The organism is Cedecea neteri NBRC 105707 = ATCC 33855 (genome assembly GCF_001571265.1).
GTDB classification, from domain to species: Bacteria; Pseudomonadota; Gammaproteobacteria; order Enterobacterales; family Enterobacteriaceae; genus Cedecea; species Cedecea neteri.
On sequence record NZ_BCTL01000018.1, the window covers coordinates 97,251 to 111,795 of the forward strand.

A 14,545-nucleotide genomic window follows, 5' to 3' on the forward strand; every position below is an offset into this window, starting at 1 on the left:
TGCTATGACGACCCCACTTATCAAGGCACAAGCCGCCTTAGAAACGCTGCATGCAACGCGCGGGAACGCCTTTTACCCTCTTTATCATCTGGCACCGCCCGCGGGCTGGATGAACGATCCTAACGGCCTGATTTATCACCACGGGCTGTACCACGCCTTCTATCAGCACCATCCGTTTGATGAAAACTGGGGGCCGATGCACTGGGGACATGCCACCAGCCGGGATATGGTGCGCTGGGAGCACCAGCCTATCGCTCTGGCTCCGGGTGACGAATGGGACAGAGATGGCTGCTTCTCCGGCAGCGCGGTTGACGATAACGGCGTGCTCTCGCTGATTTACACCGGGCATATCTGGCTTGAAGGCGCGGGAAATGACAGCGCTATACGCCAGGTACAATGCCTCGCGACCAGCGAAGACGGTGTTCACTTTAAGAAACAGGGCGTCATTCTTACCCCCCCGCCCGGCATCATGCATTTCCGCGATCCGAAAGTCTGGCAACAGGACGGCAACTGGTGGATGGTACTCGGCGCACGCGACGAGCACGATCGGGGCAAAGTCCTGCTTTATCGCGGCAATTCACTGCGGGAGTGGCGGCTGGATCGTATCCTCGCGGAAGCCGACGCGGGCATGGGCTATATGTGGGAATGTCCGGATTTCTTCCCGCTTGGCAACAGCCAAATCCTGATGTTTTCCCCTCAGGGCATCCCTGCACAGGGCCTGAAGTATCAGAATCTGTTCCAGAGCGGCTATCTGCGCGGGAGATGGCAACCGGGGGAAGAATTCAGGCCCTGTCAGCCGTTTGAAGAGATGGATCACGGGCACGACTTTTACGCGCCGCAGTCCTTTGTCGCCGCCGATAGCCGCCGCATCGTGATGGGCTGGATGGACATGTGGGAATCCCCCATGCCCTCTAAAGGCGAAGGCTGGGCGGGCTGTCTCAGCCTGCCTCGGGAAGTGTGCATTATGCCAAATGGAAAACTCTATCAGAATCCGGTTCACGAACTGGCCACGCTGCGCACCCATGAACAGCTGGTTCTGCCCTGCGTGCTGGATAAACTTAACCAGAGGCTGCTGCCTGATGCGCAGGCGGTTGAGCTGGAGATAGCCTGGGAATGTGGGCAAAGCACGGCTGAGCGGTACGGCATTCGTCTGGGGCAAGGCTGCGAATTGTTTGTCGACGCTCAGGCCTGCCGCCTGGTGCTGTCACGCCGCTATCAGGCTGAGCAGCTTTGCGGGGATCGCAGCGTGCCGTTATCGGAAAACGGCGATCTTCATCTGCGTATTTTTATCGATCGTTCTTCTATCGAAGTTTTTGTTAACCAAGGCGAATACTGCCTCAGCAGCCGTCTCTACCCGCGGCCGGGAGAACGTCAGCTTGAGCTGTTCGCCAGCCACGGAAAAGCCTTATGTCGTGGCGGCACCCTGTGGCAGCTGAACGCGCTATAGCGACACGCGCTTAACCAGCGGGCAAGGCAGCTGTTTCACACCGCCACTGGTCAGACCGTCAATCAAATGCAGTGCCGCCTGGCGACCAATTTCGTCATGCGGCAACTGGACCGTCGTCAGCGGTGGCAGGAACAAATCGCCGACCCCGACCAGGTTATCAAATCCGAGTACCGCCACCTGCTCAGGAATAGCAATTCCCCGCGCCAGCAGCGTCTGGTAGGCGACAAAAGCGATACGGTCGTTACCACAAATCAGCACATCGAAATCCGCTTTCCCCCCCTGACAATGCCCGGCAACGCGCTCGGCCAGTTCGGGATAGTGGGCATCTCCCCACTGCATGTGATACTGCTTCACCGCCTCAAGCTCCAGCCCGGCTTCACGCCAGGCCTGCTCGAATCCGTCCCGGCGTGGGCGGCTGGCGAGGGCTTCATTGGGCAGCCACAGGCACAGCGGGCGACGGTATCCTCGTTCAATCAGATAGCGGGTCGCCTGATACTGGCCGTTAAAATCATCGGGGATATAGCTCGGTAAACCAGCCTCGTCGCTCAAGCAGTTAGCCAGCACCACGCGGTGGTTTTTTAAGACTGCGGGTAGCTCAACGTGCCTCAGGCCCATCGTGGTAAAAATGATGCCGTCCGGCCGCTGGGCTAATAGCTGATTAACTGCCCGCTCGGCGTCATCGGCAGAAAGAATATTAATCAGAAAGCTGTTCCAGCCCCGCTCACGTGCGGTTTGCTCAATGGCCAGCAGCATTTCTACAGAATAGGGAGTGGTCGCCGTATCCAGCGCCAGAATGCCTATTGTCGAAGCTTTAACGCCTTTGCTGCGTATCTTTCGGGCAGAATAGTCCGGCACATAATTAAGCTCGTCAATGGCTCGCTGCACCCGCTCCCGGGTTACCGGGCTAACGTGTTCAGCCTGATTAATAACCCTGGAGACGGTCATTAACGACACGCCCGCCAGGGTTGCTACGTCTTTCAGAGAAGCCATATCCAGCCATTCAGCGCAAAAGAAAAACCGATAGTAGCGGTTTTTAAGCGTTTTTTCTCGACGAGAATGACTCTGCGCCTTTTTCCCTCACCAATACCGTGGTCAGCACGAAGGACAGCCCCAGCGCCAGCACCACGCCCAGCAGAGCAAAGATAAAGTACGGGCCAATATAGGCCGGCAGGCTAAAGATACTCGACAGGATATAGCCGTACAGCCGCACGCCGAAGAATGCGATGAAGGCCGAAGCGATAGAACTGGCAATCGTGGCGGCAATAAAAGCTTTCTTGTAGCGAGTTAACACGCCAAACAGCGCCGGTTCGGTAATACCCAGCAGCGCAGAGATCCCGGCGGACAGCACGACCGAGCGATCCGCCTTCGACTTGCTCTGCCGCCAGATGGCAAACGTCGCCCCGGCGATGGCCATGTTGGCCATAAACATCATCGGCATCAGCATGTCATAGCCGCGATCGGTAAAGTTCTGCAACGCAATTGGCGTCATGGCGTGGTGCATTCCGGTCAAAATCGCTATCGGACGGATCGCGCCCACCACCAGCCCGGCAAAGCTCGCGGAAATCCCGAACAGCCCTTCGATAAACCAGGCCAACCCTTTCCCCAGATAAATCCCCAGCGGCCCAATCACCACCAGCGCAACCAGCGCGGAGATGAACAGCGTCAGCGTCGGGGTAAACACCGTTTTCAGCACCTCGGGCATGATGCTATCCACCCAGCGGTGGATATAGCTCAGCGCCAGTACCGAGAAAATGACCGGGATAACGCTGGAGGCGTAGTTAAACACCGAAACCGGGATCACGTTGAGAAAATAGAAAGCATCAACGGCCCCAGCCTGATGTGCGGCCAGCGCCTTCGCCGCTTCAATCAGCGACGGATACATTAAACAGGCCGCCACCGCCGCCGCGAGATATTCGTTAGTTTTGAACATTCTGGCGGCGGAAATCGCCAGGAAAAACGGCAGAAAATAAAACACGCCGCTGGCGATGAGATCGATAACAATCACCGTATCGCTTTTGGCAGAGATCAGCTTCAGCGCCACCAGCCCGGCCAGCAGGCCTTTTATCATCCCGGCCCCAGCAATCGCCGGTACAATCGGGCCAAAAACGCCGGAAACCGTGTCCATAAACAGCGACACCAGGCTCTTACGCTCTTTCTTGCCGGCAGATGAAGTCTGATCCTCTTTCGCGCCACCAAGCTGCGTCGTCAGTTGCTCATACCAGCTGTTCACCTGCGGGCCGATGATTATCTGAAACTGGTCGCTTTGTGTCTGCGCGCCCAGCACGCCGGGCAGCTTTTTGATCTCCGGCTGGTTCACTTTATTATCATCAATTAAATCGAAACGCAGACGCGTCATGCAGTGCCAGACTTTATTAATATTATCCGTCCCGCCGACCAGACGGATAATAGAAGCAATGACGTCACGACTCCCCATGAATAACTCCCCGGTGTTGGTTTATTGTTATGTGTTGTTGCCGCCGATGGTAGAGAATCAAAAAATTAAAAACAAACCAATGAAACATGACAGGCGTCACAGTTAGCCAAAACAAAAGAACAATAACGGTAATTGGTACGGTTTTATTGCCTTTAAAAGTGAAATAACTGACCAATAAAAAAGAGTCAAAAAAAGCGTTTACCGCCGGGGAAAAATAGGGTGATAGTAATAGCAGAACTTAATTCACTGCGTTTTATCAGCCTGATGGTGGAGCTTTCTCGTGCTACCCACAATTATCGAAAATATTGAATGTTTTATTACTAAACCGGACCGGCATAACCTGGTCACGGTGCGCGTCACGACCGACAAAGGCGTTACCGGCCTCGGCTGCGCGACCTTTCAGCAGCGGCCGCTGGCGGTAAAAACCCTGGTCGACGAATACCTCAAGCCGCTGCTTATTGGCCGCGATGCCAACCACATCGAAGACCTGTGGCAGATGATGACCGTCAACGCCTACTGGCGAAACGGCCCGATCATGAATAACGCCATCGCCGGCGTGGATATGGCGCTTTGGGACATCAAAGGTCAGTTAGCCAATATGCCGCTTTATCAGCTATTAGGCGGTAAATCGAAGGATGCCATTGCGGTCTACAGCCACGCCGCCAGCGAAACGCTCGAAGGGCTCTATCAGGAAGTGGATAAACTGCTGGCGCAAGGGTACCGTTACATCCGCTGCCAGTTGGGGTTCTACGGCGGCACGCCTCAAGGGATGCACCAGACCAAAGATCCTACGCCCGGCGCGTACTACGACCAGGACGAATACATGGCGAATACGGTGGAAATGTTCCGCGCATTGCGTGAGAAATACGGCCACCGTTTCCATATCCTGCACGACGTTCACGAACGTTTATTCCCGCAGCAGGCCATTCAACTGGCGAAAGCGCTGGAGCCTTACCAGCCGTGGTTTATCGAGGACATTCTGCCGCCGCAGCAAAGCGCGTGGCTGGAACAGGTTCGCCAGCACTCTTCCGTGCCGCTGGCGATGGGCGAGCTATTCAACAACCCGGCGGAATGGCATGACCTGATTGTGAACCGCCGCATCGATTTTATTCGCTGCCACGTATCGCAAATCGGCGGGATCACCCCGGCGCTAAAACTGGCGGTGCTCTGCCAGGCCTTTGGCGTGCGCCTCGCCTGGCACGGGCCGCCGGACATGACGCCAATTGCGGTTGCGGTGAATACGCACCTGAACATTCACCTGCACAACGCGGCGATTCAGGAATTTATTCCCGTCAAAGAGAACACTGCAGCCGTGTTCCCTGGCGCCCCAACTGCAGAAAAAGGCTATATGTATCCACTGGAAAAACCGGGCATTGGCGTGGGGTTTGACCAGGCGCAGGCGGAACGTTTCCCGGTGGAATATCGCCCGCACGAATGGACGCAAAGCCGCCTGCCCAACGGCGCGATCCACACGCCTTAAGACGTTTTACGCCGAGCCAGATTGGCGTGGTTGAAAGGGATAACGTAGGTACAGGAATAGTCGATATCGACGATATCGCTAATTTCAAACACCCGTCCCCCTTCCAGAATGCCGCGATTGCTGATTTGCATCGCGGGCTGGCCCTTCTTGCATTCGAGCAGTTGGGCCTGCTCTTTATTGACCGCAACGGCCTGATAGCGGGTCAGCAAATGCGAAATGCGGTGCCCCTTGCTCAGAACATATTGCTGCAAAGAGCTTTCAATCGCCTTCTGGTTAAGATCGGGGAAGTCTTTAGCCGGCATGCGCGACGTTTCAATCTGCACTTTTTGGTTATCCACCAGCCTCAGGCGGCAAAACTGCCAGATAAACTCATCGGCGGCGAGGCCAAATACCTGCTGCTCGTCGCGGTCAGGTAGCTTTTTATGCAGGCTGACCAGCCGAAACGAAATCCGGTCGAAAGACTTTTCGGTAATCGAGTTATACACCAGCGGGCTGGTGCGGGCCTGCTCGTTAATCCAGATCCCGGAACCCTGAATAATGGAGACCACGCCGATGCTAACCAGTTTTTCCAGCGCCTGGCGAATCGTGAAGCGCGAAACCCCATATTCTTCAGCCAGTTGCCGCTCCGGCGGGAGCTTGCGCGGGCCAGGCTCGCTGTGCTGATAAATTTTGCTCAGTAAATCCTGAGTCACAAAGTCTTTCTTTTTCATCGCGGGCTCCTAACCTTTGCGCTGAAACATAACATTCCTGCGCCCGGTGAACTATGCTGGCAGCTAAATTACCCCAAACGTTGACCCCTTACGCCGGAACCCACTTATGACAAGCAAAAAAATGGTCAGTCTCGTCAATGGCGTGCTGATTGTGGCCGTGCTGCTGCCGGTCTTGCTTAGCATCTATCTGGCGCATAACAAGGCTGAGAAAACCTTCCACAGCGAGCTGGAAAATTACGCCGACCGCGCGTTACTGCGCAGCGACAGAGTGATTAATCAGGCCACCGCCGCGCTCACGCAGATAAACAGCTTTAGCGGCCAGTATTGCTCCCGCGCTCACCTGGATGCGATGCGCCGCGTCGCTTTCAACTATCGCTACATCCAGGAAGTGGTCTATATCGTCAATAACCGCACCGTGTGCTCTTCGCTTGAAGCCACGCACGACGGCGCGAAGCTAGGCCCGCCCGACACCAGCGGCACCAAAGGCTTCTTCGCCTGGTACACCGACGTCAGCGACCTCGGCTTCGAGCGCCCGATGATGTACATCGGCAAATTACAGCACGTGGTGGTGATAGACCCGGTAGCCTTTATCGACGTGATCCCCTTCGGCCATAACCCGGTGGACGTGGCAATGGTCGGCATGCAGCACAACCGGCTCATCGCCAGTAACGCCCCGCTGCCTAATGACAGCTGGGAAAGTCAGATTGGAAAAGGCGTGGAGGAGTTTTCAGACGGGCAAAACGACTATGTTATTCGCCGCTCATCGGCGTTAGGGCTGGCGATGATCGCCTGGGCACCCAGCGCCCCGCTGCAAACGGCCTGGTACAAGCAAATGCTCCTCTGGCTGCCGATTGGCATTCTCTTCAGCCTGAGCGCCGGCTGGTTTATAACCCGCCTGCTGCGCCGCCTTGAATCTCCCCAGGCACGCATTCAGGATGCGATTCGCGACCGGGAATTTACCCTTGAATATCAGCCTATTGTTGATTTAAATACGGGCGAAGGCGTAGGGGCGGAAGCGTTAATCCGCTGGCGCTTGCCGGACGGCAGCTTTATCAGCCCGGACGTCTTTATCCCGATAGCCGAGCAGGCCGGGCTTATCTCGCAGATTACCGAACTGGTGATTAAAAAGACCTTCGCAGATCTCGGGGACTGGCTGCACGCTCACCCCCACCATCATGTTTCGATCAACCTCGCCCCGGCGGATGTGCTTAACGACAATATTTTGCAGGTCATCAAGCCCCTGCTGCTGAAGTATCAAATCAAAGCGGAGCAGATAGCGCTGGAGATCACCGAACGTGGCTTCGCCAATCCGAAAGTCAGCGCCCCGATAGTGGCGCAATACCGCGAAGCGGGCCACCCGATCTACCTGGATGACTTTGGCACCGGCTACTCCAGCCTCAGCTACCTGCAGGATCTCGACGTCGACATCCTGAAAATAGACAAATCGTTCGTTGACGCGCTGGAGTACAAAAACGTCACGCCGTACATCATTGAAATGGCGAAAACGCTTCATCTGGCGACGCTGGCCGAAGGCATTGAAACTGCGGCACAGGCGGCGTGGCTGCGGGAACACGGCGTTGCCTGGGGGCAGGGCTGGCTTTACAGTAAAGCCCTGCCAAAACAGGCTTTTATCGACTGGATTGCCCGTAACCGCACCTTGAGCTGATCACTTCCGCAACAGCTGCTGGAGGCGCTGCTGCTGGCGTTTCTCCAGCCAGCCCTTCAGCAGGAACAGGCGCAGGCCGCCCATTACCAGCAACGCGCCCCAAATCAGCGTTGCCCACTGGAACCAGTAATGGCCCGGCGAAGTCAGCCAGTTAATGACGGCCAGGCCGGTACACACAATCGCCCATACCAGCACGGAACGGTAGAAGCGATACTCGCGTGCAACGCGGCGCTTAGCGTCAAGAATGCGCGTATTAAGCGCATCCTCTGGTTCACCGTCCGGCTCATTGTCGTCGTACAAATCCGTCACCTTGAGATCGAACGCCGCCGCAATCGCGCTCATGGTTTCCAGGCTCGCCTGGCCGCCATTTTCAATACGCTGAATGGTTCTGACGCTCAGAGAAGAGAGTTCGGCCAGCTGCTCCTGGGACCAGGCGCGGGACAAACGCAACGCTTTAATGTTGTTACTCATGGCTGGAGATCCTCAAATGATTTAACCCGCCCTGACTATGGCTCAGCCCGCGCCACTTCAACACGACAGCGACCCGACAGCAACCCGACAGCAACCTGACAGCCCTAATGCGCCGCTTTTCGTCGGGCAAAAGCAAAGCAAAGCATCGGCAGAGGCAAAGTGAACAGCAGCAGCAGCCATACCAAAGTATAAACCGCATCCACGCCGTCGTTTTGCAGGTTGGTATACAGCTTGACGGGGATCCCCTGAGGAAAATAGGCAAAAATCATCACGATGCCAAATTCACCGATGGCCCGAACCCAGGCCACGGCAAGCGCCGACGCAAGCCCCGGAGCAGACATCGGCAAAGCAAGGCGCAGAAAGCGCTGCCAGGGCGATGCCCCGAGCGTGCGTCCGGCTTCAAGGATCTCTTTCGGCACCGCGGCAAACGCGGAACGGGCGGCGGTAATAAAATAAGGCAGCGCGCCGTAAACCTGAGCCAGCACAAAAGCTCCGGGGTTATTCACCAGCGTTAGCCCAAGGCGGGACAGCCATTCCCCCGCCAGGCTGTAGGGTCCCCAGGCGGAAATCAGCAAAATCCCCATCGCCAGCGGCGGCGTAAGCAGGGGAAGCAACACCAATATCTCGACCAGCAGCCGACGCCGACCTTTGGCCCAGGCCAGCCACCAGGCCACCGGCAGCCCCAGCGCGACAACAATCATCAGCGCCAGGCCGCCCAGCCCAAGGGAAACGGCGATCGCGCCACCGTCGCCCCAGGCCAAATGAAACCCGTGCCACGGCGTGACGCCCAGCAAAGTCGCAAACGGAATCGCCAGCAGCAGCAGTGCCGGGAGCGACAGCCACAGCGCCGGGCTACGCATCATTTAGCGTAAATCGCCCGGCCTTTTGGTGGCGCATAGCCATTCGCTTTAAACAGCTTCTGGCCTTCGGTACTGCGCATAAAGTCGATAAACTTCTGCCCCTGCTGCACGCCGTTCGGGGCGTTTTTCAGCACGGCAGCGTAATAAACCAACGGCTGGGTATGCAGCACCTGATCTTTCCCGGCGCTGTCCTTGATGGTGAAGCTCACTGTGTCGTACCACTGTTTGGCTTCATCAGGGTTGCTGAGGTTGATCTCATCCGGCAGCGCGATGTACGGCAGTTTGGCGGAAATCACCTCGCTTTCATACCCGGCGGCGGCGTCAACCTGCCCGCTCTCCAGCCGCGTCAGCAGTCCACCTTCCAGACTAACCTGGGCGGGGTTTTGCACCTCCCCCATCACCTGCTTCGCCATGCCCGGCTGCTGGTAATATTTTTCCGCCAGCAACAGCGTAAAGACAATATTCTGCCCTTTCGGATCGTTATACGGGTCAGTACGGCCAAACTTCAGCCCCGGCGTCGCCAGCACTCTCAGCCAGCTGGCGTCCTTTCCGCTCGCGGCGGCAAACTGCGGGGCGTATTTCCCTTTCGGGCTATAGGCGATAACCATACTGGTGCTGGCCACCGGCACGGCCTCGTCAATCAGCCCGGCATCTTTCAGGATTTGCATAGGTCCGGGGGTGATGGAAACAAACACATCGGCGGTAATTTTCTTACTGGCGAGCAGCCGCGCCATTCCGTAAGCGCCTTGCCCCTGTCCCTGGTAATCACCGTGGTTTTCTTTGGCAAAGGCCGGGCCGAGGGACTGGTCCATGACCTTGCCCATCGAACCTGCATAGGTGACGCGAATATCGGTAGAAGCCAGCGCCGGGGCGCTGAAAAGAAGTGAGCAAAGCGCCAGGGCGCCCGCGCTGCGTGCTGAAGTCAAAGCCATAGCATCCTCGTTATATATAAAAATACACAGCGATTATCCGCGCCGCTTCGCCGCTAAACAACGAGTTTGTATGATGAATTTATCTGCGGTTGAAGTTAAGAGGTACTCCCTCGGGGTGACTTTACCCCCAGCCGCTTCGCCAGCCGGTGCAGGTTTGCCACATCGACCCCAAGCTGCCGGGCACTTGCCGCCCAGTTATTATCGTTACCCGTAAGCGCTGCAACAATCCTTGCGCGCTGAAACTCATCGGTCGCTTCGCGCAGGCTGGCAGAAGGAGGCGTTTGAGGTGAGGTTTCCGGCTCGTGGAATGCAGCATCCGCCTGGCCAGAAAGCTGGAAGTGCTGGGGCAGCAGCACAAGCTCTCCCTGCGGATGACCGGCACGAGCCAGCACAATAGCGCGGTAAATGGCATGCTCCAGCTCGCGGATGTTCCCCGGCCAGCCGTACTGTGCAAGCTGCACGCGCGCCGCTTCGCTCAGTACCACCTGCTTTAGCCCCATTTTCACGCGACTTTGCTCGCAGAAAAACCCAGCCAGCAGCGCAATATCGCCTCCTCGCTCACGCAGCGGTGGAACGTGCAGCGGAAAAACGCTGAGGCGGTGAAACAGGTCGGCGCGGAACTCGCCGGCCAGTACCTGCTGGCGCATATCGCGGTTAGTCGCGGCCAATACCCGAACGTCCACGCGCTGGCTGCGATCGTCCCCCACCCGCTGGATATCGCCGTACTGCAGCACGCGCAGCAGCTTGGCCTGCAGCGCCAGCGGTAATTCACCGATTTCATCGAGAAAAAGCGTGCCGTTATCCGCCATTTCAAACTTGCCGGTACGGTGGTGAATTGCGCCGGTGAAAGCGCCTTTCACATGGCCAAACAGTTCGCTCTCCGCCACGCTTTCCGGCAGCGCGGCGCAATTAAGGTAAATCAGCGGACTTGCCGCCCTGGCCGATCCGGCATGAATCGCCCGCGCCACCAGCTCTTTCCCGACGCCCGTCTCGCCGGTGATCAGCACGTTCAGATCGGAGCTGGCAACGATATCAATCTCTTTTTTCAGCTGGATGATGCCCGCCGAGCGGCCAATCATCTCCCCCACTACGCCGCGCGCAATGGCAGGCTGCACCGTGCCTTCCGGCGTTTGCTTCTCAAGCTGCTCAAGTAGCAGGGCGTTGTTCAGCGCCCCGGATGCCAGCACGCCAATCAGCCTGAGTTCCTCATCGCTGAAGCCGTCGAACTGGTGGGGATCCATACCGTCCACGGTCAGCGCCCCGATAAGATTCTGGTCGGCAAACAGCGGCAGTCCCAGACAGGCATGAACTTTAAGGTCTTCATGCTCGGGAATAAGGCCGTCGTACGGGTCAGGCAGCTCGCTGTCGGCCGGAAAACGCACCACGTCACCTGCGCGGGCAATGGCTTCCAGGCGCGGGTGAGCGTCCACGGCAAAGCGCCGCCCAAGCACATCAATGGCAAGGCCGTCTATCGCCAGCGGGTAAAAGTGCCGCGACTCGTAGCGCAGCAGCGCCGTGGCATCGCCGCCGAGCAGCTTTCGCAGCGTGCGGATGACGCGAGAAAAGCGGTCAGAATGGCTGATGCCGCTCTGCAGTTCGATAGCAATGGCGGCGAGAGAAGACATCGACAGGCTCATGATGAGGCTCCGGGGAAAACGGGGAGTTCAGCTTACGCCGGAGTAGTCAAAATGACAAACAACTGAGTCATAATGACCAAATTCAATAATGTCATTATGACAATAAAAAGTTACACATGAAATAATAAAATATTGAAAATCAATATATTAAAAAGTTGGCACGATACTCGCTATAGAACAGTCATTGAAGCACTTAACGCTATAACATCAATGAGGTTCTCAATGGCTATTCAGGTTAAAAACAACATTCAGTGGGTTGGGCAACGTGACTGGGAAGTGCGTGATTTTCACGGCACGGAATACAAAACGCTGCGCGGCAGCAGCTATAACAGCTATCTCATCCGTGAAGAAAAAACCGTCCTGATCGACACCGTAGACCATAAGTTTAGCCGCGAGTTTGTGCAGAACCTTGAGCGTGAGATTGACCTTAACACGCTCGACTACATCATTATCAACCATGCGGAGGAAGACCACGCCGGGGCGCTGACCGAGCTAATGTCGCGCATCCCGAACACGCCAATCTACTGCACGGCAAACGGCATAGATTCTATTAACGGCCACCACCATCACCCGGAGTGGAACTTTAACGTGGTGAAAACCGGCGACAGCCTGGACATAGGCAATGGCAAACAGCTTATCTTCGTCGAAACGCCAATGCTGCACTGGCCGGACAGCATGATGACCTACCTGACCGGCGACGCGGTGCTGTTCAGCAACGACGCCTTCGGCCAGCACTACTGCGACGAACACCTGTTTAACGACGAAGTGGACCAGACCGAGCTGTTCGAGCAGTGCCAGCGCTACTACGCCAACATCCTGACACCCTTCAGCCGCCTGGTGACGCCGAAAATTACCGAAATCCTCGGCTTCAACCTGCCGGTGGATATGATTGCGACCTCCCACGGCGTGGTCTGGCGCGACAACCCAACGCAAATCGTTGAGCTGTACCTGAAATGGGCGGCCGATTACCAGGAAGACCGCATCACGCTGTTCTACGACACCATGTCGAACAACACCCGCATGATGGCGGACGCCATTGCCCAGGGCATTCACGAAGTTGACCCGCGCGTGGCGGTGAAAATCTTCAACGTCGCCCGCAGCGATAAAAACGAAATACTGACCAACGTGTTCCGCTCCAAAGGCGTGCTGGTCGGTACCTCCACCATGAACAACGTGATGATGCCGAAAATCGCCGGGCTGGTGGAAGAGATAACCGGGCTGCGCTTTCGCAACAAACGCGCCAGCGCCTTCGGCTCCCACGGCTGGAGCGGCGGCGCGGTCGACCGCCTTTCCACCCGCCTGCAGGACGCAGGCTTTGAAATGTCCCTCAGCCTGAAGGCAAAATGGCGTCCGGACGGCAACGCATTGGCGCTCTGCCGCGAACATGGGCGCGAAATTGCCCGCCAGTGGGCGCTCTCCCCGCTGCCGGTGGCTCAGGCTGCAACCACCGCCGCTCCGACGGTCGAAGAAGCAAAATCGAATAGTACCGACCTCGGCCCCTGCATGCAGTGCAGCGTTTGCCAGTGGATTTACGATCCAGCCCTGGGCGAACCGATGCAGGCCGTAGAGCCTGGCACCCCTTGGAATGCGGTGCCGGACAGCTTCCTGTGCCCTGAATGTTCGCTGGGCAAAGACGTCTTCGACGAACTGGCAACGGAGGCCAAATGAACAACGGGATCGTGATTATCGGCTCAGGCTTTGCCGCCCGCCAGTTGGTGAAGAATATCCGTAAACACAGCACAGATGTGCCTATCCGGCTGATTGCCGCCGACAGCGCCGACGAGTACAACAAACCGGATCTGAGCCACGTGATGAGCTTAAATCAGCGTGCCGAAGCGATGACTCGCCAGCATGCCAGCGCCTTTGCGGAGCAGTTCAACCTGACGCTACACGCCAACAGCTGGGTCAGCAGTATCGACCCAAAAAACAAGCGGGTGAAATGCGGTGAGCAGCAGTGGCACTACGACAAACTGGTGCTGGCGACCGGCTCCTCCGCCCTTTTGCCGCCTGTCCCCGGTAAAGAGCTAATGCTGACGCTCAACAGCCAGCAGGAATACCAGGCCTGTGAAACCCGGCTGCGTGACGCCCGGCGGGTGATGATCCTCGGCGGCGGGCTGATCGGCAGCGAGCTGGCGATGGACTTCTGTCGCGCAGGCAAAGAGGTCGTGCTGGTGGATAACGCCAGCCATCTGATGCCTTCATTACTCCCCGCAGAAGTCAGCGGACGCCTGCAGTCTCGCCTGACGCAAATGGGCGTCGAGCTGCTGTTTAACCAGCGGCTAGAGGTGGTAAACCAGACGGAGCCGGGGCTGTGCGCCACGCTCAACAATGGGCGCAAGCTTGATGTTGATGCGGTGGTTTCCGCCATCGGCCTGCGCCCGAATATTGGCCTGGCGCAGCACGCGAGGCTGGACGTTAACCGTGGCATCAAGGTGAATAGCCAGCTACAAACGTCTGACCCGGATATTTACGCCCTCGGCGACTGCGCGGAAATCGACGGTAAAGTGCTGCCGTTCCTGCAGCCGATTCAGCTCAGCGCCATGACGCTGGCGAAAAACCTGCTCGGGGCGAACGACGCGCTTTCCCTTCCGGCGATGCTGGTCAAGGTGAAAACGCCGGAAATGCCGCTGCACCTGGCCGGTGAAACCCAACGTCACGACCTGACCTGGCAAATTACCGCCAGCCAGCAAGGGCTGATAGCCAAAGGGATGGACGCCGCGCAGCAGCTGAGGGCATTTATCGTCAGCGAGGAGCATATGAAGCAGGCGTTTAGTTTGGTGCGGGAGTTAACTTCAGCGCCTTAAGCCTGGCCGTTTCTATGCAAACATGGCTAAAGTTCCGTTCACCTTAAGTACAGTTTTATATGCAGCCCCGCACAGGTGAACGTCTTAAGGGAGCCACCGTCGCT

Annotated in this window: 12 protein-coding genes; 5 read left to right on the forward strand and 7 right to left on the reverse strand. The window is 57.1% G+C overall.

What is annotated here, in order from left to right:
• Window positions 1-4 precede the first annotated feature (4 nt).
• Window positions 5-1,447: a glycoside hydrolase family 32 protein gene (locus CNE01S_RS09035; protein WP_061275318.1), complete on the forward strand. Its 1,443-nt coding sequence runs from the start codon at window positions 5-7 to the stop codon at window positions 1,445-1,447.
• On the opposite strand, the gene CNE01S_RS09040 is transcribed toward CNE01S_RS09035, so the two are convergent.
• Window positions 1,442-2,437, reverse strand: a complete 996-nt coding sequence (locus tag CNE01S_RS09040) for a LacI family DNA-binding transcriptional regulator (RefSeq protein WP_061275320.1) — start codon at window positions 2,435-2,437, stop codon at window positions 1,442-1,444. The genes CNE01S_RS09035 and CNE01S_RS09040 overlap by 6 nt on opposite strands.
• A 43-nt stretch (window positions 2,438-2,480) precedes the next feature.
• Window positions 2,481-3,881, reverse strand: a complete 1,401-nt coding sequence (locus tag CNE01S_RS09045) for a PTS transporter subunit EIIC (RefSeq protein WP_061275322.1) — start codon at window positions 3,879-3,881, stop codon at window positions 2,481-2,483.
• A gap of 280 nt (window positions 3,882-4,161) precedes the next feature.
• Here CNE01S_RS09045 and CNE01S_RS09050 point away from each other — a divergent pair, with 280 nt between their 5' ends.
• Window positions 4,162-5,361 carry an enolase C-terminal domain-like protein gene (locus CNE01S_RS09050; RefSeq protein WP_061275323.1) on the forward strand — a complete coding sequence of 400 codons (1,200 nt, stop codon included), beginning with the start codon at window positions 4,162-4,164 and terminating at the stop codon, window positions 5,359-5,361.
• Here the strand turns inward: CNE01S_RS09050 and CNE01S_RS09055 are convergent.
• Window positions 5,358-6,071: a GntR family transcriptional regulator gene (locus CNE01S_RS09055; protein ID WP_061275325.1), complete on the reverse strand. Its 714-nt coding sequence runs from the start codon at window positions 6,069-6,071 to the stop codon at window positions 5,358-5,360. The two genes, CNE01S_RS09050 and CNE01S_RS09055, sit on opposite strands and share 4 nt — an antisense overlap.
• A 106-nt stretch (window positions 6,072-6,177) precedes the next feature.
• On the opposite strand from CNE01S_RS09055, the gene pdeB reads away from it, so the two are divergent.
• Window positions 6,178-7,737 carry a cyclic di-3',5'-guanosine monophosphate phosphodiesterase PdeB gene (pdeB, locus tag CNE01S_RS09060; protein ID WP_061275327.1) on the forward strand — a complete coding sequence of 520 codons (1,560 nt, stop codon included), beginning with the start codon at window positions 6,178-6,180 and terminating at the stop codon, window positions 7,735-7,737.
• On the opposite strand, the gene CNE01S_RS09065 is transcribed toward pdeB, so the two are convergent.
• From CNE01S_RS09065 to norR, 4 genes are all read right to left on the reverse strand, one after another.
• Window positions 7,738-8,208 carry a 2TM domain-containing protein gene (locus CNE01S_RS09065; RefSeq protein WP_061275328.1) on the reverse strand — a complete coding sequence of 157 codons (471 nt, stop codon included), beginning with the start codon at window positions 8,206-8,208 and terminating at the stop codon, window positions 7,738-7,740.
• A 104-nt stretch (window positions 8,209-8,312) separates the two neighbouring features.
• Window positions 8,313-9,071 (reverse strand): molybdate ABC transporter permease subunit, encoded by a 759-nt coding sequence (locus CNE01S_RS09070; protein WP_082763199.1) that lies wholly within the window; start codon window positions 9,069-9,071, stop codon window positions 8,313-8,315.
• Window positions 9,068-10,000 (reverse strand): extracellular solute-binding protein, encoded by a 933-nt coding sequence (locus CNE01S_RS09075; protein ID WP_061275330.1) that lies wholly within the window; start codon window positions 9,998-10,000, stop codon window positions 9,068-9,070. The genes CNE01S_RS09070 and CNE01S_RS09075 overlap by 4 nt, the downstream gene beginning before the upstream one ends.
• A gap of 95 nt (window positions 10,001-10,095) precedes the next feature.
• Entirely contained in the window at window positions 10,096-11,637 is a 1,542-nt protein-coding gene (norR, locus tag CNE01S_RS09080) for a nitric oxide reductase transcriptional regulator NorR (protein ID WP_061275331.1), read from the reverse strand.
• Between the two features lie 222 nt (window positions 11,638-11,859).
• Here norR and norV point away from each other — a divergent pair, with 222 nt between their 5' ends.
• Both norV and norW read left to right on the forward strand, forming a co-directional pair.
• Window positions 11,860-13,305 carry an anaerobic nitric oxide reductase flavorubredoxin gene (gene norV / locus CNE01S_RS09085; protein WP_061275333.1) on the forward strand — a complete coding sequence of 482 codons (1,446 nt, stop codon included), beginning with the start codon at window positions 11,860-11,862 and terminating at the stop codon, window positions 13,303-13,305.
• Window positions 13,302-14,441, forward strand: coding sequence for an NADH:flavorubredoxin reductase NorW (gene norW / locus CNE01S_RS09090; RefSeq protein WP_061275335.1), 1,140 nt, complete (start codon window positions 13,302-13,304; stop codon window positions 14,439-14,441). The genes norV and norW overlap by 4 nt, the downstream gene beginning before the upstream one ends.
• Window positions 14,442-14,545: the final 104 nt, after the last annotated feature.